Annotated in this window: 19 protein-coding genes; 9 read left to right on the forward strand and 10 right to left on the reverse strand. The window is 72.8% G+C overall.

Translation table 11 applies throughout. The annotated features are described in order from the left end of the window. Positions 1-26 precede the first annotated feature (26 nt). The 5 genes from AC4BDD_RS02375 (at position 27) to AC4BDD_RS02395 (ending at position 10,958) form a co-directional block, all read left to right on the forward strand. The gene (locus AC4BDD_RS02375) at positions 27-518 is read left to right on the forward strand and encodes a helix-turn-helix transcriptional regulator (RefSeq protein WP_490689283.1); all 492 of its coding nucleotides are present in this window, start codon (positions 27-29) and stop codon (positions 516-518) included. A 383-nt stretch (positions 519-901) separates the two neighbouring features. Next, positions 902-4,393, forward strand: coding sequence for an amino acid adenylation domain-containing protein (locus tag AC4BDD_RS02380; protein WP_490689284.1), 3,492 nt, complete (start codon positions 902-904; stop codon positions 4,391-4,393). Continuing rightward, positions 4,390-8,433: a non-ribosomal peptide synthetase gene (locus AC4BDD_RS02385; protein ID WP_490689285.1), complete on the forward strand. Its 4,044-nt coding sequence runs from the start codon at positions 4,390-4,392 to the stop codon at positions 8,431-8,433. The genes AC4BDD_RS02380 and AC4BDD_RS02385 overlap by 4 nt, the downstream gene beginning before the upstream one ends. 51 nt (positions 8,434-8,484) lie before the next feature. Beyond that, the gene (locus tag AC4BDD_RS02390; protein ID WP_490689286.1) at positions 8,485-10,191 is read left to right on the forward strand and encodes a condensation domain-containing protein; all 1,707 of its coding nucleotides are present in this window, start codon (positions 8,485-8,487) and stop codon (positions 10,189-10,191) included. Next, complete coding sequence (locus tag AC4BDD_RS02395; RefSeq protein WP_490689287.1) at positions 10,188-10,958, forward strand: thioesterase II family protein; 771 nt, start codon at positions 10,188-10,190, stop codon at positions 10,956-10,958. Before AC4BDD_RS02390 ends, AC4BDD_RS02395 begins: the two co-directional genes overlap by 4 nt. A 46-nt stretch (positions 10,959-11,004) precedes the next feature. Here the strand turns inward: AC4BDD_RS02395 and AC4BDD_RS02400 are convergent, their stop codons facing one another. Next, entirely contained in the window at positions 11,005-11,943 is a 939-nt protein-coding gene (locus AC4BDD_RS02400) for a M56 family metallopeptidase (RefSeq protein WP_490689288.1), read from the reverse strand. Next, on the reverse strand, positions 11,940-12,338 hold the full coding sequence (locus tag AC4BDD_RS02405) for a BlaI/MecI/CopY family transcriptional regulator (RefSeq protein WP_490689289.1): 399 nt from the start codon (positions 12,336-12,338) through the stop codon (positions 11,940-11,942). Before AC4BDD_RS02405 ends, AC4BDD_RS02400 begins: the two co-directional genes overlap by 4 nt. A 111-nt stretch (positions 12,339-12,449) precedes the next feature. Between AC4BDD_RS02405 and AC4BDD_RS02410 the strand changes: the two genes are divergently transcribed. Together AC4BDD_RS02410 and AC4BDD_RS02415 are read left to right on the forward strand one after the other, a co-directional pair. After that, the gene (locus AC4BDD_RS02410; protein ID WP_490689290.1) at positions 12,450-12,857 is read left to right on the forward strand and encodes a CoA-binding protein; all 408 of its coding nucleotides are present in this window, start codon (positions 12,450-12,452) and stop codon (positions 12,855-12,857) included. 129 nt (positions 12,858-12,986) lie between these two features. Further along, positions 12,987-14,357 (forward strand): phosphatase PAP2 family protein, encoded by a 1,371-nt coding sequence (locus AC4BDD_RS02415; RefSeq protein WP_490689291.1) that lies wholly within the window; start codon positions 12,987-12,989, stop codon positions 14,355-14,357. A gap of 58 nt (positions 14,358-14,415) precedes the next feature. On the opposite strand, the gene AC4BDD_RS02420 is transcribed toward AC4BDD_RS02415, so the two are convergent. Together AC4BDD_RS02420 and AC4BDD_RS02425 are read right to left on the reverse strand one after the other, a co-directional pair. Next, a complete protein-coding gene (locus AC4BDD_RS02420) occupies positions 14,416-14,970 on the reverse strand; it encodes a YbaK/EbsC family protein (protein WP_490689292.1) in 555 nt (184 codons plus the stop codon). Positions 14,971-15,013: 43 nt separating this feature from the next. Further along, the gene (locus AC4BDD_RS02425; protein ID WP_490689293.1) at positions 15,014-15,586 is read right to left on the reverse strand and encodes a helix-turn-helix domain-containing protein; all 573 of its coding nucleotides are present in this window, start codon (positions 15,584-15,586) and stop codon (positions 15,014-15,016) included. Positions 15,587-15,701: 115 nt separating this feature from the next. On the opposite strand from AC4BDD_RS02425, the gene AC4BDD_RS02430 reads away from it, so the two are divergent. After that, positions 15,702-16,571: an EamA family transporter gene (locus AC4BDD_RS02430; RefSeq protein WP_490689294.1), complete on the forward strand. Its 870-nt coding sequence runs from the start codon at positions 15,702-15,704 to the stop codon at positions 16,569-16,571. Between the two features lie 25 nt (positions 16,572-16,596). Here AC4BDD_RS02430 and AC4BDD_RS02435 read toward each other — a convergent pair whose 3' ends face one another. The 5 genes from AC4BDD_RS02435 to AC4BDD_RS02455 form a co-directional block, all read right to left on the reverse strand. Further along, positions 16,597-17,376, reverse strand: coding sequence for an acyltransferase (locus AC4BDD_RS02435; protein WP_490689295.1), 780 nt, complete (start codon positions 17,374-17,376; stop codon positions 16,597-16,599). A 179-nt stretch (positions 17,377-17,555) separates the two neighbouring features. Beyond that, entirely contained in the window at positions 17,556-18,086 is a 531-nt protein-coding gene (locus tag AC4BDD_RS02440) for a gamma carbonic anhydrase family protein (RefSeq protein ID WP_490691625.1), read from the reverse strand. Positions 18,087-18,228: 142 nt separating this feature from the next. Further along, positions 18,229-18,906 carry a DedA family protein gene (locus AC4BDD_RS02445; RefSeq protein WP_490689296.1) on the reverse strand — a complete coding sequence of 226 codons (678 nt, stop codon included), beginning with the start codon at positions 18,904-18,906 and terminating at the stop codon, positions 18,229-18,231. A 67-nt stretch (positions 18,907-18,973) separates the two neighbouring features. Next, positions 18,974-21,487 carry a beta-glucosidase family protein gene (locus tag AC4BDD_RS02450; RefSeq protein ID WP_490689297.1) on the reverse strand — a complete coding sequence of 838 codons (2,514 nt, stop codon included), beginning with the start codon at positions 21,485-21,487 and terminating at the stop codon, positions 18,974-18,976. A gap of 287 nt (positions 21,488-21,774) precedes the next feature. After that, positions 21,775-22,227, reverse strand: coding sequence for a DUF4442 domain-containing protein (locus AC4BDD_RS02455; RefSeq protein WP_490689298.1), 453 nt, complete (start codon positions 22,225-22,227; stop codon positions 21,775-21,777). Between the two features lie 82 nt (positions 22,228-22,309). On the opposite strand from AC4BDD_RS02455, the gene AC4BDD_RS02460 reads away from it, so the two are divergent. Next, complete coding sequence (locus AC4BDD_RS02460) at positions 22,310-23,443, forward strand: DUF8017 domain-containing protein (RefSeq protein ID WP_490689299.1); 1,134 nt, start codon at positions 22,310-22,312, stop codon at positions 23,441-23,443. A 28-nt stretch (positions 23,444-23,471) separates the two neighbouring features. Here the strand turns inward: AC4BDD_RS02460 and AC4BDD_RS02465 are convergent, their stop codons facing one another. Next, the gene (locus AC4BDD_RS02465) at positions 23,472-24,317 is read right to left on the reverse strand and encodes a spermidine synthase (RefSeq protein WP_490689300.1); all 846 of its coding nucleotides are present in this window, start codon (positions 24,315-24,317) and stop codon (positions 23,472-23,474) included. Positions 24,318-24,371 lie beyond the last annotated feature (54 nt).

Genomic DNA, 24,371 nt, shown 5'->3' on the forward strand with positions numbered 1-24,371 from the left:
CGCCGACCGTTGTCCTGTCGTCGGCCGTGGGAGTGCGCGACCTCTCCCTGCTCGGCCCACTGCTCGCCGACCCGGCCACCCATGTGGTGCTGGTCGTACGGTCCCTGATGCAGGACCAGCTGGATACCGCCCAGTGGGTGCTCGCCGATGTGGTGCTGCGCCTGGAGGACCTTCCCGGCTCCAGAGCGGACGATGTCCTCACCCCGCAGCGGCGCGGCACGGTCGCCGTCTCGGCCGAGGCGCTGCGCCAGGTCATCCAGCTCGCCTCGGCGGCCGCGAAGCACGAAACCCGACGTCCCAGGCTCACCGAGCGGGAGACGGAGACCCTCTGGGGAGTGGCCCAGGGGATGAGCAACCGCCAGATCGCGCGCGGCATGGGCATCACCGAGCACGGCGTCAAGCGCCACCTCGCCAATGTCATGTCCAAGCTGAACTGCCAGAACCGCACCTCCGCGGTGGCCGTCGCGCTGCGCAGCGGGCTGCTGCGCCTCAGCGACGTGGGAAGCGGCGTCTCCTGAGCGCCGCCCGGCGCCCGTCAGACCCCTGAAGTGCCGCCCGGCGCCCCTCGCGCCGGAGAGCCGGCACCGCGCACCTCATCGCACCACGGCATGCCGGACACGCGTCATTCCACCCGTGCTGCCCGAATCGAGCCGCTCCACATCCAGCGATGACCGCTGCCTAAAAACAAGCAACGTCAGGCGCACCACCGGAATAGCAAGGGCAGATTCTAGAAATGGCACAGAACCGACCCGCCGAAATACTCGGCGACGGAATCCAGCTTCGACTGCCGAGCCTGGCTCCCGCACCGGAAATACCCGTGGTGCCGCAGTCGGAACACCTCGCGAATACCGCCCCGGTCCGACACACGACGCAGTTGCCAAAGGACGACTGGTCTACCCTTGTGCAAATCGCAAACGAACGATGTCTCAGCCCGGCCGCGGTCGGGCTGACAGCCGTCGCCGAGGTGCTGCGCCTGTGGTCCAAGCAGCCTGACTTCTCACTCGAGATGCTGACGCCCGGCCCCGGCCCGGCACGTCCGCTCGCCTTCGAGGTGCGCCCCGGCGACTCGTTCGCGGCCCGCGCCGAGCGGACCCACCGGCAGCTCCTCCAGGACTCCGGCCAGGCCCCGGGCGAGGCGGCCGCGCCGCCCCCGGCCACCGCCGATGCCTCTCCCCGGCCCGCCCCGTGCGCACTGGCCTGCCGGCTCGCCGAGGAGGCCGGCGGCCTCACGCTGACCTGGGAGATCCCGGAGGCCCAGCTGCCGCCAGGACTGCCGGAGGACCTCGCCGCGGTGGCGGCCGACCTGCTGGACCTGCTGGTAGGGGACGCGGCGGCCTGGGACGCCCAGGACCGGCTGACCTCGCTGCCGCGCTGGCAGACCGCGGAGCGCGACAGCGCCAACAGCACCGCCGCGGACATCCCCGCGGCGACCCTGAGCGGCCTGGTCGAGGCGCGGGCGGCCGAGTCCCCGGACGCCGTCGCGGTGCTCGCGGAGGACGGACGGCTCACCTACCGCGAGGTCGTGGCGGATGCCCGCCGACTCGCCCGCCGGCTGGTCGCACTCGGCGCGATGCCCGGTCAGCTCGTCGGCGTCGTCGTCGACAAGGGCCTCGCCCAGGTCCCGGCCGTCCTCGGCGTCACCCTCTCCCGGGCCGCCTACCTGCCCATCGACCCGCAGTGGCCCGCCGCCCGGCGCGCCCAGCTGGTGGAGCAGGGCGGCGTGCGGATCGTGGTCACCACCCCGCGGCTGCGGGAGGAGTTCGAGTGGCCGGCCGGCATCCACCTGGTGACCCTGGACGACGCCGAGGTGCGCGAGGCCGAGTCGACCCCGCTGGAGACGGCGCCCGCCCCCGAGGACCTGGCCTATGTGATCTTCACTTCCGGCTCCACCGGCCAGCCCAAGGGTGTGGTCATCGATCACCGGGGCGCGGCCAACACCGTGCGGGACATCAACCAGCGGTTCGGTGTCGGACCCGATGACCGCGTGCTCGCGCTCTCCTCCCTCAGCTTCGACCTCTCCGTCTACGACGTCTTCGGCTCCCTCGCGGCCGGAGCCGCGGTGGTGCTGCCCGCCCCCGGCCGGTCGCACGACCCCGCGCACTGGTCGGAGCTGGTGGAGCGGCACGGCGTGACGGTGTGGAACTCGGTGCCGGCGCTGATGCGCGTCTGGCTGGACGCCCCCACCCCGGTGCCCGCCGCGGCCCCGCTGCGCCTGGTGCTGCTCAGCGGTGACTGGATCCCGGTGGCGCTGCCGGACGCGATCCGCACGCCGTATCCCGACGCCCAGGTCATCAGCCTCGGTGGGGCCACCGAGGCGTCCATCTGGTCCGTCCACTTCCCCATCGGCGAGGTTCCGGCCGAGTGGACCCGGATCCCCTACGGCAAGCCGCTGGCCAACCAGACCCTCCATGTGCTCGACCACCGGCTCGACCCCTGCCCGGTGTGGACGACCGGCGAGATCTTCATCGGCGGCATCGGCGTGGCCAAGGGCTACTGGGCGGACCCGGTCAGGACCGCCGAGCGGTTCATCGTCCACCCCGCCTCCGGCGAGACGCTCTACCGCACCGGCGACCTGGGCCGCTATCTGCCCGGCGGCGACATCGAGTTCCTGGGCCGGGAGGACACCCAGGTCAAGGTGAACGGCTTCCGCATCGAGCTCGACGAGATCGCCGCGGTGATGCGCCGCCAGCCGGGTGTGCGGGAGGCCCTCCTCACCGTCGACACCAACCCCGCGACCGACCGCGGGCAGCTCGTCGCCTACCTGGTGCCCGAGGACGGCCCGGCCCAGACCGAGACCTCGGCGCCGGCCTCCCCGGACGCCGCCGCCGGCTGGGCTTCGGTGCGCGAGGCCGCCGAGACCGAGCTGCGGCAGGCGGCCGGTGAACTCGCCCCCGCCATCGAGACGTTCCGCGGCCTGTGGCACCGGCTGGAGACCCTCGCCCCCACGGTCATGGCCCGCAGCCTCGCCCAGCTCGGCGTCTTCACCACCCGGGGCGAGACGGCCACGGCGGAAGAGATCACCGGCCGCTGCGGTATCCGGCCCCACTACCGCGGCCTGGTCAACCAGTGGATGGCGGTCCTGGCGGACCGGGGCGCGCTGAGCGCCACCGGGCAGCCGGGCGAGTACCGCGCCCCGCGGGGATTCGACGCCGCCGCATTGGACGAGGAGATCCGAACCGTACTCGGCAACCTCACCGCCGACGGGCCCGACCGGGTGCTGCTGGACTACTTCACCGACTGCGTGAACCGCCAGCTCGCGCTGCTGGGGGGCACCGTGCGGCCGCTCCAGCTGCTGCTCCCCGACGGCGACTGGCGGGTGACCGAGGCGCTGTACGCGACCAACCCGGCCGCCGAGCTGCAGAACCGGATCACCGCGCGGGCCGTCCGCCGCTTCGTGGAGCACTTCCCGGCCGACCGCAGGGTCCGGATCCTCGAGGTCGGCGCGGGGACCGGCTCGACCGCGGACCGGGTGCTGCCCGCACTCCCGGCCGACCGGGTCGAGTACCACTTCACCGACCTGTCGACCGCCTTCACCGAGTCGGCGAAACGGCGCTACGACGACGCCTACCCCTTCGTCAGCTACGGCCTGTTCGACATCGACGACGACCCGGCAACGCAGGGCCTGACGCCCGGCGCCGCCGATGTCATCGTCGCGGCGAACGTCATGCATGACGCCAAGGACCTGACCAAGAGCCTGCGGAACCTGCGGCGGCTGCTCGCCGCGGACGGGATCCTGGTCCTGGTCGAGGGCACCGTCAACTCCCCGCTGAACATGATCAGTTTCGCCTTCCTCGAAGGCTTCGGGAACTACCAGGACCAGCGCGAGGCCACCTTGCTGTCGGTGCCCGAATGGCGCGAGCAGCTCACCGCCGCGGGCTTCACCCGCTTCGCCTCCGTCCCCGAGGGCGACCCGGCGGTGGACGCGCTGATCCAGCACGTGCTGATCGCGGGAACCTCCACGGGCCACGAGCCGCTGGACGCCGCCGCGCTGGGCAAGGTGCTCGGCGACCTGCTGCCCGACTACATGGTCCCGCACCACTACGTGGTCATCGACGAGATTCCGCTGAGCGCCAACGGCAAGGTCGACCGCTCCGCCCTGCCCTCCCCCTGGCGCGTCCTGGAGCCGGAGGAGCGGACCGGGCCGCGGACCGAGCTGGAGCGGCGGCTGCTGGAGATCTGGGCCGACGCGCTGGGCCGCGACGACTTCGGCGTCGAGGACAACTTCTTCGACCTGGGCGGCGATTCGCTGCACGCGGTCCGGATGGTCGGCCGGTTCCGCACCGAGCTGGGCATCGAGCAGACCGGTGACGAGGCCATCGACCTGCTCTTCACGGCTCCCACGGTCAGGGAGCTGGCCGCGGCCCTGTCCGGTGGCCCGGAGGCACGCGGATGACCACCCACGCGCCGTTTCCGCTGACCCCTCTGCAAGAGGCCTACCTCGTCGGCATGTCGCGCATGGTCGAGCTCGGCGGATTCCTCCCCGGCTACTACGTCGAGCTCGACATGGTGAACCTGGACCCGGCCCGCGCGCGACGCGCCGTGGAGCAACTGCTGCGCCGGCACGACCACCTGCGGACCGTGATCGACCCCACCGGCACCCAGCGCGTCCTCGACGAGGCCGAGCTGCCGCCCTTCCACCTGCCGCTGAAGGATCTGACCGGTCTGGACGACGACCGGTGCCAGGCGGAGATCCTGGCCACCCGGGAGCGCATGTGCGGGCAGGGCGTCGACCCCGCCCGCTGGCCGCTCTTCGAGATCGCCGTCCACCGCGTACGGCCCCGGCGGTACCGGGTGCACCTCGCTATGAGTCTGCTGCTGCTCGACGGACGCGGGATCCGCCAGGTGATCGACGAATGGCGGAGCTGCTACCACGACCCGGCCGCGGAGCTGCCCCCGGTGCCGCGCACCTACCGCGACTGCCGGATGGAGCTGCTCGCACACGAGTCCACCGAGGAGTACCAGGCGCAGTGGCGGTACTGGGAGGACCGTCTGGAGACCCTCCCGGACGCCCCCCGGCTGCCGCTGGCGGTACAGCCCTCGGCCATCGGGACGGTCCGGTTCACCCGGCGCATCCACCACCTGGACCCCGAGCGGTGGCGGCGGCTGAGCGCCGCGTTCCGCCGGCACCGCGTCCTGCCGACCACCGCGCTCCTGCATGTCTTCGCCGAGGTGCTCGGCGCCTGGGCGGAATCCCCCCGCTTCTGCCTCAACATGCTCCACCAGAACTGGGCCACCTCCCGCCCCGAGATGACCGGGGTGGTGGGCCAGTTCGGCGCCACGCTGCCGCTGGAGGTGGACCTGCGGCAGTCCGGGGACTTCTGGGAGCGCGCCCGGACGCTGCAGAAGCAGGTGATGCGCGATCTGCGCCACGCCGACGTGGCCGGAGTGCGGATCACCCGCGAACTGGCCGCGCGCCGCGGCTGGACCTCGCGCGCCGCGCTGCCGTACGTCTTCACCAGCATGCTGAAGCCGGGCGGGCAGACGCCGGCCCCGCCCGGGCCGGACCGGCTGGCCTGCCGCGAGGTCACCAGTGATCTGCGCACTCCCCAGGTGCTGATCGACAACCAGCTCCACGACGGCCCGGGCGGCGGAGTCAACTGCGTGTGGGACGTGGTCGACGAGGCGTTCCCGCCCGGTCTGGTGGACCTGATGTTCCAGGCGTACGGGCGGATGCTTGACGCGCTCGCCGGGCCGGACGGGGCCGAGGCGGCGCCCGACCCGGTCCCCGCCGGGCACCGGGCCACCGTCGCCGCGCTCAACGCGGACATCGCGCCGCCGCCGGCGACGCGCCTGGAGGACGGCTTCCTGCGCCAGGCCGCCGAGCGCCCCGACGCGGTCGCCGTGCTGACCTCCGGGCGGACCCTGACTTACCGGGAGCTGGAGGCCCGTTCGCGGGCGGTGGCCTGCTGGCTGGCCGGCCAGGGGGCGGGCCGCGGCGACGTCGTGCCCGTGGTCATGGCCAAGGGCTGGGAGCAGATCGTCGGGGTGCTCGGGGTGCTGCGGGCCGGGGCGGCGTACTGCCCGATCGACGCCGGACTGCCGGCCGAACGGATCCAGCACCTGCTGGACGCCTGCTCCGCGCGGGCGGCCCTGGTCCAGTCGCACCGCCGGCCCGGCGCCGAGGCCCTGGGCAGCCGGCCCGTCCTGGCGGTGGACGAGGCGGAGCCCATCTCCGCGGCGCTCACCGCCCCGCCCGGCGATCCGGCCGACCTCGCCTACATCATCTACACCTCCGGCTCGACCGGGCAGCCCAAGGGCGTGATGATCGAGCATCAGGCCGCGGTGAACACCGTGGTGGACATCAACGAACGTCTCGGGCTGGTCCCCACCGACCGGGTCTTCGGCATCTCCTCGCTCAGCTTCGACCTGTCCGTCTGGGACGTCTTCGGGGCGCTCGCCGCCGGTGCCGCCCTCGTCCTGCCGGAGGCGACGTCCCGTCCCGACCCGGTGGGCTGGGCCGAGGCGGCGGTCACCCACGGCGCGACGGTGTGGAACTCCGTGCCCGCGCTCGCGCAGATGCTCGCCGAGGTCGTCGAGGAGCGCCCGGCGACCGGCGTCCCGCCGCTGCGCGCCTTCCTGATGAGCGGTGACTGGATCCCGCTCACGCTGCCGGACCGGCTGCGCGCGCTCTGGACGGACGCCCGGCTCGTCGCGATGGGCGGTGCCACCGAGGCGTCCATCTGGTCGAACATCTTCGAGATCGACCGCGTCGACCCCGACTGGCAGAGCGTGCCCTACGGCGTCCCGCTGCGGAACCAGACGATGCGGGTGCTCGACCACCGGCTGGGCCTGCGCCCGCCGTGGGCGGTCGGCCGCATCCACATCGGCGGCGTGGGGCTCAGCAAGGGCTACTGGCGGGATGAGCGGCGCACCACCGAGCGCTTCTTCGACCACCCCGAGACCGGTGAGCGCCTGTACTGGACCGGGGATCTGGGCTGCTACCGGCCGGACGGCACCATCGAGTTCCTGGGCCGTGAGGACCGCCAGCTGAAGATCCAGGGGTTCCGGGTCGAGCCGGGAGAGGTCGAGGCGGCCGTCCGGGAGCATCCCGGGGTGCGCGAGTGCGTGGTCAACGGCGTGCAGGCGCCCGGCGGGCAGCGGCGCCTGGTCGCGCTCGTCGTGCCCGGGCAGGGCGAGCATCTCGACAGTCGCACGATTCTCGGCCATCTCCAGGCGCGGCTGCCGCACTACCTGATCCCCGGCCAGATCCATGTGCTGGACCGGCTGCCGCTCACGCCCAACGGCAAGGTGGACGTGGCGGGGGCGCTGGCCGCGCTCGAGGCGCGGCAGCCCGGACCGGCAGAGGCCGCCCCGGCCGGAGCGGACGGCTCGGACGCTTCGGCGAGCGAGCTGGTGAAGCGGCTGAGCGCGCTCTGGGCGGAGCTCCTGGAGCTCCCCGCCGTCGAGCCGGACGGCAACTTCTTCGCGCTGGGCGGCAACTCCCTGCTCGCGCTCCGGTTGATCAACCGCGTCCAGGCGGAGCTCGGCGTCGAGCTGCAGTTCGGCCAGGTCTTCGAGGCGCCGACGGTGCGGGCCCTCGCCGAGCGCATCGAGGAGCGCGACCGGATCTCCACCTGCCGCGTCACCCTCTCCGACACCACCGCCGCCTCCGGAGCCGGCAGCCGCACGGGCAACGCCGGTGGATCCGGTTCCTCTGACGCCTCCGGGCCGGAACTCTTCCTCTTCCACCCGGTGGGCGGCTCGGTCACCAGCTACACCGCGCTGGCGCGCTGCTGGCCCGGGCCGGTGCACGCCTTCCAGAGCCGGGCCCTCGCCGAGGGCACGACGGCAGCCCTCGCCCCGGACCTGGTGACGATGGCGGCGGCCTACCGCGAGGAGCTCCAGCGGGTGCGGCCGGAAGGCCCGTATGTGCTGGGCGGCTGGTCGATGGGCGGCATCCTCGCCCACGAGGTCGCCGGGCAACTGGCCGGGCAGGGCCACCAGGTCAGCGTGTTCATGATCGACAGCGATCCGACCGAGGCCCGGGCACCGGGCACCGAGGCCGACCGGCACCTGGAGTTCCTCGGTGACCTCGCCGGCGGACGGCTGCCCGTAAGCGCGCGAGACGCCGTACTCGACGCCTCCCCGGACACACTGACGGAGACCGGGGCGGAGGTGGCCAGAGGCCACGGGTGGCTGCCCGCGGAGGCCGATGTGCGCCAGTACGAGCTGCTGATGCGGGTACACGCCCACAACCTGGCGATCCTCGGCTCCCACCGGCCGGCCCCGTCCGAGGTGCCCACCCTCCTGCTGGTCGCAGGCGCGGTCCAGCGCCCGGATCCGCTGCCCGCCTGGCACGCCGTCTGCTCCGACCTGGAGACGGACGTCTGGCCGCACGACCACTACTCGATCGTCGGGGCGGACCGGCTGCCGGCCGTCGCCGAGCGCGTCACCGCCTGGCTGGACGGGCTGCGGACCCGGCACACCTCGTAGGCGCGACGCGCTTCCATCACGCACAACGCACGCACAACGTAGGGATTGGCTATGCAGGAACTGTCGAAGGACGACATCCGGCGCGCGGCGGCCGATGTGCTCGGAGTGGATGCCGACACGCTCTCCGATTCGGCGAACCTGATCGGGCACGGGATGGACTCGATCAGGATGATGAAGCTGTCCGGCGGCTGGCGGCGCGCCGGAGCGGCCGTGACCTTCCGCGAGCTGGCGGAGCACCCGACGGTGGAACGGTGGCACGCGCTGCTGACGGCCCACCAGGGCGCGCCCGCCTCCGCGACCGCCGCCTCCGGGGCCGCCGGGAAGGAGGCGCGGCGGCTGGTCGACGCCGAGGCGCCCTTCGACCTCACGCCGGTCCAGCGGGCCTACTGGATCGGGCGCCGTGAGGGGATGACCCTCGGGGGCGTCGGGTGCCACGCCTACCTGGAGCTGGACGGCGCCGGCATCCGCCCGGACCGGCTTGAGGCCGCGGTGCGTCAGGTGCTGGCCCGGCACGACATGCTGCGCGCGCGGTTCCTGGAGGACGGGCGGCAGCAGATCCTGCCGCGGAGCGCCTGGGCCGGGCTCCGGGTCCACGATTTCACCGGCAACGAAACCAGGGAGGAAACCGCGAACGAAGCCGGGGACGGATTCGGGGACGGTTTCGGGGACGACGGCGGGGGCGGAGGGGAGAAGGTGGCGCGCGGCCTCGACGAACTGCGGGCCACGCTCTCCCACCGGCTCCTGGACGTCGCCGCCGGCGAGGTGTTCGACGTGCAGCTGTCACTGCTGCCCGGCGGCCGGACCCGGATCCACGTCAACATCGATCTGCTGGTGGCCGATGTGGCCAGCATCGAACTGGTACTCGCGGATCTCGCCACCACCTACCAGGACCCCGAGCGGCTCGCACCGCCGCCGGCCTATGGATTCGCGCAGTACCTGGAGGACTACCGGGCCTGGTGCGGCGCCCCGGGCGAGGCGGGCAGCCCCCTGGCGGTCGCCCGGGAGTACTGGCGCGGCCGGCTCGCCGAACTCCCCACGTCCGGCCCGCGCCTTCCGCTGGCAGCGCCCCCGGAGCAGGTCACCGCGCCGAGGTTCTCGCGGCGCGACTTCCTGCTCGGCTCCGCGGAGTGGGAGCGCATCACCGGGCGGGCGCGCGAACACGGGCTGACCGCGGCCATGGTGCTCGCGACCGCCTACGCGGAGGTGCTGGCGGCGTGGAGCGAGGACCGGCATTTCCTGCTCAACGTGCCGCTGTTCGACCGGCAGCCGCTGGATCCGTCGGTGGGCGACCTGGTCGCCGACTTCACCAACCTGGTGCTGCTCAGCGTGGACGCCCGGCAGCCGGCTCCCTTCGCGCGGCGCGTCCGGGACCTGCAACGCCAGCTCCAGGAAAACGTCTCGCACGCCCAGTACTCCACGCTGAACGTCCTTCAGGACCTGCGCCGCGCCCACGGCGGGAAGCGTGTCGGTGCCCCGGTGGTGTTCGCGTGCAACCTCGGCTCCCCCTTCGTCCGCCCCGAGGTCCAGGCGGAGCTGGGCGAGTGGAGCTGGATGCTCTCCCAGACCCCGCAGGTCTGGCTCGACCACCAGGTGTACCGGCTTGAGGACGGGTCGGTGCGGCTGGCCTGGGACGCCGTGGACGAGCTGTTCCCCGAGGGGTTGATGGACGACATGCTCCGCTCCTACGAGGACCTGCTCCACCGGCTGGCCGACCCGGGCGACGACTGGTCGGGCCCCGCCGCGGTGAGCGGCCCATGAGCGGACGCGTTCCGACCGACACCCGGTGGATCCGGCGCTTCCGCACCGGGGAGCACTCGCCGGTGCGCCTGCTGTGCTTTCCGCACGCCGGCGGGGCGGCCGGCTTCTACTTCCCGCTGGCCCAGGCGCTCGCCCCGGCGGTGGAGGTGCTGGCGGTGCAGTACCCGGGCCGCCAGGACCGCAGGAGTGAGCCGGGAATCGACGATATCGCCGAGCTGACGCGCCGGTTCGTCCAGGCCCTGGTACCGCTGCTGGACGAGCGGCCGCTGGCGCTGTTCGGCCACAGCATGGGCGCGGTGGTCGCCTATGAGGTGGCCAGGCACCTGGAGCACGAGGCCGCCTCGCCTCCGGTCCTGCTCTTCGCCTCGGGCCGCAGAGCGCCCTGCCGCCACCGCGAGGAGTACACCCATCTGAAGGACGACGAGGGGCTGGCGGCCGATCTGCGGCTGCTGGGCGGCACCGAGCCGGAACTGCTCGCCGATCCGGGCCTGCGGCGCATGTTCCTGCCCGCGGTGCGCGTCGACTACCGGGCGATCGAGACCTACCGGCACCGGGCGGGGCCCGAACCGAGCTGCCCGATCGCCGTACTGACGGGTGCGGACGACCCCAGGGTGAGCATCGAGGAGGCGGCCGCCTGGCGCCGCCACACCACCGGCGACTGCACCCTGGACGTCTTCCCCGGCGGGCACTTCTTCCTGACCGAGGCCGGCCAGGACATCGCCGGCCTCGTCGCGGACCTCCTCACCGACCGCCTGCGTCACCGCTGACCGGCCAGGTCACCGGTGACCGCCCGGGGCCCCGGTAGAACCGGGGTCACCGGTAGAAGAAGCAGCACGCCGTGGCCAGCGGGACCACCGTGCACACCGCGAGCCCCACGGTCAGCACACCGTGCAGGACGGGATGGCCACCGCTGCGCCGGGTGAGAAGTCGCCGGATGCGGATGGCCGTGGACGGCCCGCCGGCGGCGAACGCCGTCTTGACCGTGGGGCGGGCGGCCGCCATGGAGTACAGCGCCGTGGCCAGTTCATCGCGCGAGCAGTGGCGCAGCGCGTGGTCGTCGGCGGTCATCTCCAGCAGCAACGGGACCTGGGAGCGCGCCAGCCGGGTCAGCGGGAGCCGGCGGAAGACCCGTCCGAACCCCTCGACGGCCGCGATGACCACATGGTGGCGGCCGGTGATGTGCGCCTGCTCGTGCCGGAGCGCGGCGGACAGCTGCGCCTGGGTGAGGGTGTGCAGCGCCCCGGTGGTCACGACGACCTGGGGGGCGCGCCCGGGAAGGCAGTAGACGACCGGCACCTCGTGCTCCACCACGGTCGCCCGCAGACCGGCGTCCGGCCGGCCGACCAGCCGGAGCCCTCGCGCGTGCTCGACGCGCCGCCTCCGGGCGCGTAGCAGCTCCTGGCAGAACATCACACCCGGCACCAGCAGCACTCCGGCCGCGGCCGCCACCGCGGACAACTCCGCTAGTGACAGTGCCGGCAGCTCGGGCCGGCCCGGGACCCGGCATCCCTGCCCGTCCCAGGGGACGCAGCTCTCGACGCGTTGCGCCAGCCGGTGACCGCTGCCGTGCGGCAGCAGCAACTGCAGAAGGCTCAGGGCGAGACCGGTGGTGAAGGCGAGCCCCAGGACTCCCCAGGTGCCGACGGCGAGACGCGGTGCCCAGTGGACCCAGCCGGCCCGGGCCAGCAGAACGGGGAAGACCAGCCCGGCGAGGAGGGCGATGGCCAGCGGCGGAACGATGTGATGGCTCACCGGCGTCCGCCGCCACGGCCGGCCGTCTCGTCCGTCCCCGGCAGACCGACCGTGCGCAGTGCGGCGTCCAGCGCCTGGAAGTCCTCCGCGGACATGTGCTCCACGAAGCGCAGCAGGGCTGCCGGACGGTCCTCACTGCGGCCGAGGGCGTCCTGCATGAGGCCGGCGGTGTAGTCCTCGCGGCTGCGCACCGGCTCGTACGCCCAGGCGCGGCCGGTCTTGTGACGTCTCAGCCAGCCCTTGCGGTACAGGATGTCCGCCACCGTCATCACCGTGGTGTAGGCCACCGGACGAGTCTTGTTGATGTCGTCGACCACCTCGCGCACCGTGGTGGGCCGCTGCCAACGCCACAACCGGTCCATTATCTCGGCTTCCAGATCGCCCAGCCGTCGCATGGTCCTCCCCTCCTCGTGCGCATATCGTAGGCCGGAGGGGAGGGGAATCCCGGGGAGCCGACGCCTGTTGTGCAGGACACAAACGCTTTTCGGCACGCCCAGGAGGCAGACATGTACGGCGATCCGGCGACGGTGCGCAGGATCCTCACCGAGCTCGGCGACACCTGGGCGATCGTGGGTCTCTCCTCCAACCAGCGGCGCGCGGCGTACGGCGTGGCCCAGGTCCTCCAGCGGTACGGCAAGCGGATCGTGCCGGTGCACCCGAAGGCCGAGACGGTGCATGGCGAGAAGGGCTACGCGTCGCTGTCCGAGATCCCCTTCGACGTCGACGTCGTGGACGTCTTCGTCAATTCCCACCTGGCCGGCGGCGTCGCCGACGAGGCCGTGGCGATCGGGGCCGAGGCGGTGTGGTTCCAGCTCGGGGTGATCGACGAGGAGGCGTGGCGGCGCACCCGCGAGGCGGGCCTGGAGATGGTGATGGACCGCTGCCCGGCCATCGAGATACCCCGGCTCGGCTGAGCCGGTCGAGATCCGCCGCCGACGTCCGCGGAGCGCGGTGGTACGCCTGCCCTTCGCCGGAGAAACCGCACCATGCGGCATAAAAGCGGGCTTCTTTAACTAAGACCCCGCAAATCGATCAAGCAATTGATGCCTATAGTATCGGGGGTGTCTTTGCGAATAATCAGCAGAATCAATTTCGCCGCGTGGCGTCAGCCACGGGCGATCCTGTGGGCCACGGCGGGTGTGGCGACCCTCGGATTCCTCATCGCTCTGGAGCTCGTCGCGCGACACTCCGGCGTACCGGGGCCGGTGACCACCCAGGCGGAAGAGCTGATATTCGCACCCAAACCGGGCCCGCTGTACGCCGGCATGGCGTTGATGATGGTGGTGCTCACCTGGCGGCAGCGGTTCATCGCGGCTGGTGTCGCGATCGGCATCGACGTCGTCTTCGCCCTGGTGCGGTGGGCGGTCGACGCCAAGGCGCCCGACGGCCACACCTTCGGCAATGGCGCGCTGTGGGTGATGCTGGGCTGTGCGGTCATCGCTGTCACGCGCCGCACCGGCGCCGAACGTGCCCTGCTGCTGAAGGGCGTGGGGCTGGGCCTGCTGCTGTGGACCGGCCGCAAGACCGGCGATGCCTGGCTGCTCATCACCGCGAAGACCCACCCGACGGTCCTCGACCCGTATGTGGCGACCGCCGATCACGCGCTGGGCAACCCATCGTGGGTGGCGGGCCGGATCCTCGAGGCGACCGCCCCGGTCGGCACCCATCTCCTCGACTGGGTCTACGCCGAACTCGCGGTGGCCGCGGTCGTCGTCGCGCTGTACCAGCTGCGCAACGTGGCGAGCGAGCGCCGCTTCCCGCGCCACCATCTGGTGCGCACGTTCCTGGTCATCGGCCTCCTCGGCCCGGCCATCTACATGATCTTCCCCGTGGTCGGACCGATCTTCGCCTACGGCCCGGGCACCTCCGGCACCGGCGGCGTGCAGTGGGCGGTGAGCAACCTGTGGCCGCACACACCGCCGGCGCTCACCACCCCGCACCCGGTGCCCTACGACGCGCTCACCCCGCGCAACTGCATGCCCAGCCTGCACACCGCCTGGGCCATCGCGATCTTCATCCACACCCGCACCGGCCCGCGCGTGCTGCGCTACGCGGGGACGTTCTGGCTGACGGCCACGCTCGGCGCGACGCTGGGGTTCGGTTACCACTACGGCGTGGATCTCGTTGCCGGAGTGGTCTTCGCGCTCACGATCGAGGCGGCTCTGCGCTCGTTCGACCGCGGCTGGGACAAGTCCGGAATCCAGCTGGTCGCCTACGGCACAGCGGTCTTCGCCGCGCTGCTGGCGTCCTATCGCTATCTCCCGATGGAAATGGCCGAACAGCCGTGGCTGTTCGGGCCCCTCCTCATTCTGGCGATGGCTTCGGTGATCTACGGCTACATGCGGCTGACCAGGATGTGGGAACCGAAGGCCGCGCCGGCGCGGCAGCCGGAACCGCAACCCGAACCGGTGTGAGTCGTCCGGAACCGCAACCCGAACCGGTGTGAGCCGTGAGGCACCGGCTCCCGGGCGCTCAGCCGCCGAGCCCCTCCAGCACGGTGGCACCCGGGAGTTCGGCCAGCGCCTTGCCGGGCACGATCAGCTTCCCCCGGCGGCTGCCGCTGCCGATGAGCACGTACGGTGTGTCGGCGACGGCGGCGTCCACCAGCAGCGGCCACTCGGCGGGCAGACCGATCGGGGTGATGCCGCCGAACTCCATGCCGCTGCCCTCGATCGCCGTCTCCCGCGGAGCGAAGGACGCCTTGCGCGCTCCCAGTTGGCGGCGGACCACGCCGTTGACGTCGAGCCGGGTGTGCGCGAGGACCAAACAGGCGACCAGGCTGACCTCACCGCCGCGCTTGCCCGCGACCACGACGCAGTTGGCGGACTGCTCCAGCAGCCAGGGGCCGTAGTTCTCGACCAGGACGGCCGTGTCGGCCTTGTCGGGGTCGGTGTCCGCGTACAGCACCTGCTCCACGGGCACCGAGCCGCGCCAGTCGCGGAGCGCGGCGGCCACCGGCGCCGCCAGCAGGTCGAGGTGTTCGATGGCGGGCCGTACGTCCTCGAAGGCATCCATGGGCGTGCTCATGACCGACAAGCTAACAGCCCGCCGGGCAGGGCAGGGGGGCGTCTCAGCGTGCGGGCGGGACGGAGACGGTCATGGTCATCTCCACCGTCTCGGTGCCGTCGTTGCGGTAGGCGTGCGGCGCGCCCGCTTCGAAGCTCGCCGAGGCCCCGGCCGGGATGGTGTACTCCTCGCCGTCCACGACGAGGGTCAGCTCGCCCGCCGTGACGTGGAGCATCTCGACCGTGCCGGCGGGGTGCGGGTCCGAGGCGCTGCCGTCGCCGGGCATCAGCCGCCAGCGCCACATCTCCAGCGGGCCGTGCGCTTCGGCGCCGACGAGCAGGGTGGTGGAGCTGCCCGCCTCGGTGGACCACAGCCGCACCGCCTGATCGGCGGGCACCAGCTGGACGCGCGGGCCCTTCTCGTAGTCGAGGAGGGTGGTGATGCTCACGCCGAGCGCGTCGGCGAGCTTGACCGTGGTGCCGACGCTCGGGTTGGTCCTGGCCTGCTCGATCTGGATGATCATGCCGCGGCTGACTCCGGAGCGAGCGGCGAGGGCGTCAAGGGTGTAGCCGCGCTCGGCCCGCCAGTGCTTGAGGTTGCGGGCGAGCGACTGGGTGAGCTGATCGAGGTCCGTCACGATCCGGAATCCTTAGCCGATCTGTCGTCGAATATATTGAATGGCGGAGTTCATTTGACTGCACTACGGTGTGCTGGACTCCAGCGTCCATCACACTGTACGGCGAGGTTCTCCCATGACAGCACTCTTCGCTCTGGCCACCAGCCTCCTTTGGGGGCTGGCCGACTTCGGTGGCGGGCTGCTGACACGCCGTACCCCGGCGCTCACCGTGGTGGTGGTCTCGCAGACCCTGGCGGTCGTGGTGCTCGGCGCCATCGTCGTGGCCACCGGTGGCTGGACCGAGGCCGGCCCCGAGCTGGGGTTCGCGGTACTGGCGGGCGTGGTGGGCCCGGCGGCGATGCTCGCCTTCTACCGCGCGCTCTCGCTCGGCCCGATGGGGGTCGTCTCGCCGGTCGCGTCGCTGGGCACGGTCGCGGTCCCGGTGGGGGTCGGGCTGGTCGCCGGAGAGCGCCTGGGGATGCTCCAGGGCGCGGGCATGGCGGTCGCGGTCGCCGGCGTGCTGATGGCGGGCGGGGCCAAGTTCGGCGGAGCCCCGGTGCAGCGGGAGACCATGCTCCTGACCATCGGATCCGCCCTCGGCTTCGGCGCGGTGATCTCCCTGATCGCCGAGGCGTCCTCCACGGTGACCGGGCTGTTCCTCGCCCTGTTCGTGCAGCGGCTGTGCAATGTGGCCATCGGCGGGGCGGCGCTGTACGCCTCCGTGCGGCGCGGTGCCCCGGCGCTGCCCGAGGGGGGCACCGCGGCGCTGCGGAGCGCCATACCGGCACTCGCCTTCGTCGGGCTCGCGGACGTCGCGGCCAACGGCACGTACTCCATAGCCGCCCAGCACGGCCCGGTGACCGTGGCGGCGGTGCTGGCCTCGCTCTACCCGGTGGTGACGGCGCTCGCCGCGCGCGGGGTGCTCCAGGAGCGGTTGCGCGCCCTGCAGACCGCGGGTGCCGGGCTGGCACTGGTCGGCACGGTGCTTCTCGCCTCCGGCGGCTGAGAGCTCAGTCCGGGTCACGCCCGGGTCATGCCCGAGTCATGCCCGGGTCGCCCGCGCCGTCCGGCTCGGCGAGATCGTCGAGATCGCCGAGGGCCAGCAGCTGCTGCGGGGTGACCCCTTCCGGTATCGGTACCGGCGCCGGGGTGCGCAGCGGCGGCTGCCAGCCCGTCCGCGCGTCCCAGCGGCGCACCACCTTGGCCGGCGCGCCGGCCACCACCGCGTGGTCGGGCACCTCGCCGCGGACCACGGCACCGGCCGCGACCACGACGTTCCGGCCCAGGCGGGCGCCGGGCAGTATCACCGCGCCCGCGCCCAGCCAGCTGCCGGCGCCGATGGTCACCGGGGCGCTGCGCGGCCACTGCTTGCCGACCGGCTGCTCGGGGTCGTCGTAGGAGTGGTTGTCGGAGGTGATGTAGACGTACGGGCCGCAGAACACCTCGCGCTCGATCACCACCGGGCGGGAGGCCACCACATGGCTGCCACGGCCCAGCACCACCCCGTCGCCCAGGCGCAGCACCGGCTCCGGGCCGAGGTCGAGACCGGGCATCATGCCCGCGGTGAGGGTGACCTGCTCGGCGATGATGCAGTGCTCGCCCAGCTCCATCCACGGCTCGCCGAAGACGGTGCCCAGCGGGAAGGCGAGCCGGGTGCCCGCTCCGATCCGGCCGAAGCGGTACGGGCCCGGGCGCTCGGCGGTCACCGCGCCGGCGTCACGCATCCACTGCCAGCCGCGATGCACCGCACGGGAGACGGCCCGGCGGCGCGCGGCGGCGAGCGATGAGAACACGTTCCGGTTTTTCGGCACCCGCACACCGTATCCCCACCTGCGGCGGCGCGCGGCGGCGGGCAGGGGAAACGAGGGATGGGCCGAGCAGGGAAAACCCCAGCCGGATACAGGCGGGGAGACCGGGCGCCGGAGGCGCGCGGGGAGGCCGGGCCCGGGGGCACGCGGGAGAATCCGGCCCGGCGGCGGGCGGCGCGGGCTCAGTCCTGGTGGGCTTCGCGGTGGTCCTTGGCCAGGCCCAGGTACATCGCGGCGTTGAGCGAGATCATCTCGCGCTCCTCATCGGTCAGCTCCCGCTTGACCCGGGCGGGCACCCCGGCGACCAGCGAACCGGGCGGCACCCGCATCCCCTGCGGGACCAGGGCCTGCGCCGCGATCAGAGAGCCGGCCCCGATGTGCGCGCCGTTGAGGACGGTGGCGCCCATGCCGATCAGTACGTCGTCCTCGACCGTGCAGCCGTGCAGCACGGCGTTGTGCCCGACCGAGACGCGCTCCCCCACGGTGACCGGGTAGCCCGGGTCCACGTGCACGGTGCAGTTGTCCTGGATGTTGCTGTCGGCACCGAGGACGATCGGGCCGCAGTCGGCGCGCAGCACGGCGTGGTACCAGACACTCGATCCGGCGGCCATGGTGACCTCGCCGATGACCACCGACGTGGGCGCGGTGAACGCCTCCGGGGCGATCTCCGGTTCCTTGCCACCCACGCCCGAAATCAGCGCACGCTGTGCCATCTCGATCCCCCGTTCCCACGCCGCGGTGCGGTGCGGCGCGTTCGATGGAGCCATTCTCCTGCCGCCGCGACCCGATGCGGCCGCCGCGACCCGATGCGGCCGGTGTGGCCGGTGTGGCCGGTTCGGTGGGTGCGGTCGCCGGTCAGTCGCCGGCGGCGACCGGCGCCGGTCCGGCCGGCTCGTCGCCCTCCGCCACCGTGGCCTCCGCCTGCGCCTCGGCGGCCTTCTTCGCCCGCCGCTTCATCACCAGGAAGGACCCGAGACCGAAGAGCACGGCGGCCACCAGGCCGATCCAGGAGAAGCGCTTGAGCCAGTCCTCGGCGACCTTGCCGACCGAGTAGATGACGGCCACGGTGCCGCCGGCCCAGACGATGCCGCCGAGCACGTTGGCGATGGCGAACTTCCAGTACGGCATGCGCAGCACGCCGGCGAGCGGGCCCGCGAAGATCCGCAGCAGCGCGATGAAACGGCCGACGAAGACCGCCCACATGCCCCACTTCTGGAAGGAGCGTTCGGCGGTCGCGACGTGGTGGGGGCTGAAGTGCTTGGGGAATTTGCGGCCCAGCCAGTTGAGCAGCGGCTGGCCTCCCTTGCGGCCGATGAGATAGCCGATGGAGTCGCCGATGACCGCGCCCGCGATCGCGGCGCCGCCGAGGATGTAGGGGTTGATGTGGTCCTGGGAGGCCGCCAGCAGCGTCGCTGTGACCAGGATGATCTCACCGGGCAGCGGGATGCCGAGGCTCTCCAGACCGATGACCAGACCCACGATCAGATACACGCTTACCGCGGGTACGGTCTCCAGCCACGCTTCGATGTCCACGCCGGTTCCTCCCCTTGACGATCTTCTGCCCCCGTGCACGCCGGCCGTAGGCACACGGTGGGGAAGCCTACTCGATGCCGGCGGGCACTCGGACGGTGCCGAGCAGCCGCAGGTCGCGCGCGGAGGCTCCGACCTCGACCCTGCGCCGCCCGGTGCCGAGCACCCAGGCGTGCCTGCCATCGTCCCAGGAGGACAGCGACCGCGGTGTGACGCGGATCCGGATCCGGCGTGCCTCACCGGGCCGCAGCTCGACGCGCCGGTAGCCGGCCAGGGCGCGGACCGGCTGGTCCAGGTCGAGGTGCGCGGAGGGTCCGAGGTAGACCTGGGCCACCTCCACGCCCGTGCGCCGGCCGGTGTTGCGGATGGTGAAGCTCACATCGAGCCCGCGGTCCCGCGCGGCCAGCCGCAGCCCGGAGTAGCCGAAGGTGGTGTACGACAGGCCGTGGCCGAAGGGGAAGAGCGGCTCGGCGTCCTCGGCGTCGTACCAGCGGTAGCCGAGGTGGATGCCCTCGGTGTACTCCTGGCGTCCGGCGACGCCGGGATAGCGCAGCCGGTCCCCGGCGAGCGGGTGCCGGCGGTCGGAGACCGGGAAGGTCTGGGTGAGCTTGCCGCCGGGGTCGGCGTCGCCGAAGAGCAGCGCGGCGGTGGCCGCCGCTCCCTCCTGCCCCGGGTAGTACATCTGGAGCACCGCGCCGGTGCGGGCCAGCCAGGGCATCGAGGTGCAGGAAGAGGTGTTCAGGACCACGGTGGTGCGCGGATTGACCGCGGTGACCGCCTCGATCAGGGCCTCCTGGTGGCCGGGGAGCGCGAGGGTGGTGCGGTCCTGTCCCTCGGTCGCGTCCTCGTAGGCGAAGAGCACCACGGCGTGCGCGGCCCGGGCGGCGCGCACCGCCTCGTCGAGGTCGGCGGCCCGGGTGGCGGTGGTGATGCGGCGCAGCCGGAAGGTCTGGCCCCGGGCCCCGCCGCGGGCGGTGATCCGCAGCCGGTGCGGGCCGGCCGCGAGCCGGGGGAGGGTCCTGCGGCGCACGGTCAGGCCGTCGGGGGTATGGCTGGTCAGGCCGCCGGTGAACTGCTCCCGCACGCCGGGCAGCACGGGGAAGAGTTCGGCTCCGTCGAGCTGGACCTGGGGGCGTTGGCCGGAGTAGTGGATGACGAAGATCCATTCCTCGGCGCGGGGGACGGTGAGGGTGCCCTCGTAGCTCCAGGTGCGGCCGGCCGGGACCCGGTGCGCGTCGAGGTCGGCGGTGGGGGCCAGCGCGCCGGACGGCAGGGGTTTGCCGTAGATGTCCTCGCCGAGCGCGTAGCCGATCCGCGCGCTGTTCCCGGCGCGCGCCCGGATGGCGTCCAGCGGGCCGGCGGCGCGGTCGGGGACGACATGCGCGCTGCCGCCGCCGCTGACGAAGGGCACCGCGCCGGTGGGGCCGATGACGGCGATGCTGCGCGCGGCCGCGCCGGTGAGCGGGAGGGTGGCGCGTTCGTTGCGCAGCAGGGTCGCGCCGGCGAGGGCGACCTTCAGCGCGGTGCGGGCGCCGGCGGCCGGGTCGCGGCGGGGGCGGGGCCGGGCGCGGCCGTCGAGCAGCCGGAAGCGGTCCAGGACGGTCAGCAGCCGGCGTACCGACCGGTCCACCAGCGCCTGCGGGACCCGGCCGTCGGCCACGGCCTCCTTCAGCGCGGCGCCGAAGAACCGGCCGTCGGGCATCTCCATGTCGAGCCCGGCCGCGATGGCGGGGGCGGTGCCGTGCGCGGCGAACCAGTCGGTCATCACCCAGCCGGTGAAGCGCCAGCGGTCGCGCAGCACCTCGGTGAGCAGCTTGCGGCTCTGGCAGGCGAAGTCGCCGTTGACCTTGTTGTACGCGCCCATGACGGCGCCGACCCCGGCGTCGACCGCGGCCTCGAAGCCGCGCAGCTCGGTCTCGTGCAGGGTCCGCTCGTCGACGATCACATTGATCGATTCCCGCTGGTACTCCTGGTTGTTCGCCGCGAAGTGCTTGACGGTGGCGATCAGCCCCTCGCCCTGGATGCCGCCGATCTCGGCCGCGACCAGGTCGGCGGCGAGCAGCGGGTCCTCGGTGAAGGTCTCGAAGTTCCGCCCGGCGTAGGGGGTGCGGATGAGGTTGACCATCGGCGACAGCAGCACGTCCTGGCCCAGGGCCCTGCCCTCGCGGCCGATGGTGCGCCCGTACTCGCGGGCCAGCTCGGGGTCGAAGGCGGAGGCGAGCATGACGGGGGCGGGCAGGGCGGTGGCGTGGGCGGTGACCCGGACGCCGGCGGGCCCGTCGGCGAGCCGCAGCGGCGGGATGCCCAGTCGGGGCACTCCGGGCACGTATCCGGCCTGGCCGAGGGGTGCGGGGTCGGTGGCGCCGTGCAGCAGGGAGATCTTCTCGTCCAGGGTCAGCCGGTCGAGGAGGGCGTCGACGCGTGCCCGGTCCGCGGGGCGGGGGGCGCGCAGCGGGTCGGGGTGGTCCGGCTCGGCCGCCTGGGCGTCGCCGGTCCCGCTCAGGCCGCCGGTCGCCGCGGTGGCGACGGAGATCGCGCCGCCCAGGAGTCGGATCGCGGACCTGCGGGTCACGGCGTCGGTCATGGGCCGGCACTCCTTCATCGAAAGGGGTCGCGCTGGTGGCGTGCGGGGCACGGCCGTGACCAGTGTTCGGGCATCGATGAGCGGGGGTGGGTTGACTCGCCGAGCCGTCCCGGCAACGGCGTGCACATTCCACCCGCTGGCCTGCCCGCGCCGGGAATGGGCGTCGCGGTCGTGCCGGGATGGGCGTCGTTCCCTGGGGCCGGGACGCACGTCGGCCGGGGCGCGATGGGCCCCGGCCGACGGTGGAAGGAGGACGTCGCGAGGACGTCGGGAGGTGCGGGCGGACGTCAGGAGTTGGGGCGGAGCGTCCAGGTGATGGACATTTCGCCGGTGACCGCGCCGTCCTCGCGGGTTATGGCGATGTTCACGGGGAATTCGGGGCGCTGTCCGGCGTCGAGCTCGGCGACCACCTCGGCGACCGGGCGACCGATCTCGGCAGTCGCGGTGACCGGGCCCTTGGCGAGCTTCTTGTAGCCGATCTCGGCACGCACGGCGAGCGGCACGGCGCGCGAGAGCTGGTCCTGGAAGGCGGCGAGCACGATGGCACCGCTGGCGGACTCGGCGAGCGTGAACATGGCGCCCGCGTGCGGCCCCGCGACGTGGTTGTGGAAGTCCGGCTGGTCGGGCAGGCGCAGCACGGCACGCTCGGTCGAGGTCTCGACGAACTCCAGGTTCAGGGTGCGCACCATCGGAACGGTGGCGGCAAGCAACTCGCCGATCGACGGCTGGTTCTCTGACATACCCGAAAGTTACCAGTCAGTAGCGTCTGGGGGGAAGGGTGGGCATGTCCGCCCGCCGGCCCCCGCTCTAGGGTTGTTGCCCATGTGGCCAGGACAGCAGCCGCCCGGGGGCGGGCAGAACCCGCAGGACCAGAACCCCTATCAACAGCCGGGATACCAGCCGCCGGGGTATCCACCGCCTGGCTTCCCGCACGCCGGAGCCCACCCGGCGCCGGGTCCCTACCAGCAGCCGCAGCAGCCTCAGCAGCCAAACCCGTATCAGCAGCCGCCGCACCCTCAGCAGCCTCTGCAGCCGAACCCGTACCAGGAGCCCGGCGGGTGGGGCCCCGGGGCGGCGGGCTGGCAGGCACCGGCCGGCCCGCCGGGTCCGCCCAAGCCGCCGCGCGGCGGCAGGAAGCGCACCGCCACCCTCGCCATCGTCGCGGCGGTCGCCGTCGTCGCCGCGGCCGTGGTGACCGGTGTCGTCGTCCTCGGCAAGGACGACGGCGGGAAGAGCGGGGCGCCGGGTGCCCGCCGGACCTCGACGCCGTCGTCCCAGCCGCCCGCGACCGAGGACACCGTCGTCCCGGAGGACGACAATCCGCGCACCGGCGGCGGCGAGGAGACGGACATCGACCCCGTCATCCCCGGCTGGCAGGTGGTGGTCAACCCCAAGCGGCACAGCGCCTTCGACGTGCCCCCGGGCTGGACGGTCAAGGGCTCCAGCTGGTCCACGGGGTTCTCCGACGACAAGGACAAGTCCGGCCTGAAGTCGCTCGTCGCGATGTCCTCCCCCGCGTATGCCGACGAGGACTACTGCACCTACAAGCACAAGGACGGCTACGAGGACAGCACGGCCCTGGCGGGCACCGGCACCAAGGGCGCGCAAGGCGCCGGCACACAGGCCGAGGCCGCCAAGAGCGAGGCTCTGAACTGGGCGTTCGCCGCGTACGACCAGGGCCGGACCGGTGATCTGCGGCTGGTCCGGTCCGAGGTGAAGCCGTTCAAAAGCGATCACGGCCTCTCGGGCTACGCGGCCAAGGCCGTCGTCACCGGGGTGAAGAAGAGCAACAAGTGCAGCACGGACGGCAAGGCGTTCGCGGTCAGCTACACCGACACCGAGGGTGACTTCGCGACGTGGGTGCTCTACGCCGCCAAGGGCGTCAAGGACGAGGTGCCGGACGCCACGATCAAGAAGATCATGAGTTCGCTGCGCCCGCTGAAGCGGGCCTCCTGACCCCGCTTCCTGACCCAGCTTCTGGTCCTCAGCCGACGCTGAACGCCCCACCCGGCGGTTGCGGGGACGGCACCGCCGCCGCGTCCGTGACCTGCGCGGCACCGGCGGCGAACCGCTCCAGCTGCGGGCCGTACTCGACCCGCGCCGGGAAGACGTCGGCGGCCGTCCGGCGGGCCAGGGCATGCACCGGCAGCTCCGTCTGCGCGGCCACCAGCACGGCGTTGCCGAAACGGCGCCCGCGCAGCATGGCGGGCTCGGCGATCAGGCACAGATGCGCGAAGGCGGCGCGGAAGGTGGCCAGTTGGGAGCGGAGGAAGGCGAAGGGGGCGCCATCCGCGAGGTTGGCCGCGTACAGGCCGCCGGGCCGCAGCGCCCGGGCCGCGGCCCGGGCGTACTCGACCGAGGTGAGATGGGCGGGCACCCGGGAGCCGCCGAAGACATCGGCGATGATCAGGTCGACGCCGGCAGGCGGCGCCTCCTCCAGTGCGGTACGGGCGTCCGCCGCGCGCACCGCGATCCCGGATCCGGGCTCCACCGGCAGGTGCTCGGCGACCAGCTCGATCAGCCGGCGATCGGCCTCGATCACCTGCTGGCGCGAGCCCGGCCGGGTGACCGCGGCATAGCGGGGCAGGGTGAGGGCCCCGCCGCCCAGGTGGAGGATGTCCAGCGGGGCGCGCTCGGCCGCCATGGTGTCGATGACGTGCGCCAGCCGGCGCGCGTACTCGAACTCCAGGTGCGTGGGGTCGTCGAGGTCCACATACGACTGGGGCGCGCCGTCCACGGTGAGCAGCCAGGCCCGCTCCCGGTCCACATCCGGCATCAGCTTGGCGGTGCCGCAGTCCACGGCCCGGCTCACGGGTATCGGCTCTGTCACCCTCATATTGTGACCGCGCTCGGTGCGGTGACCGTACCGGCGGCCCGCGGGTCG

Source organism: Streptomyces sp. JLBT605 (genome assembly GCF_058215555.1).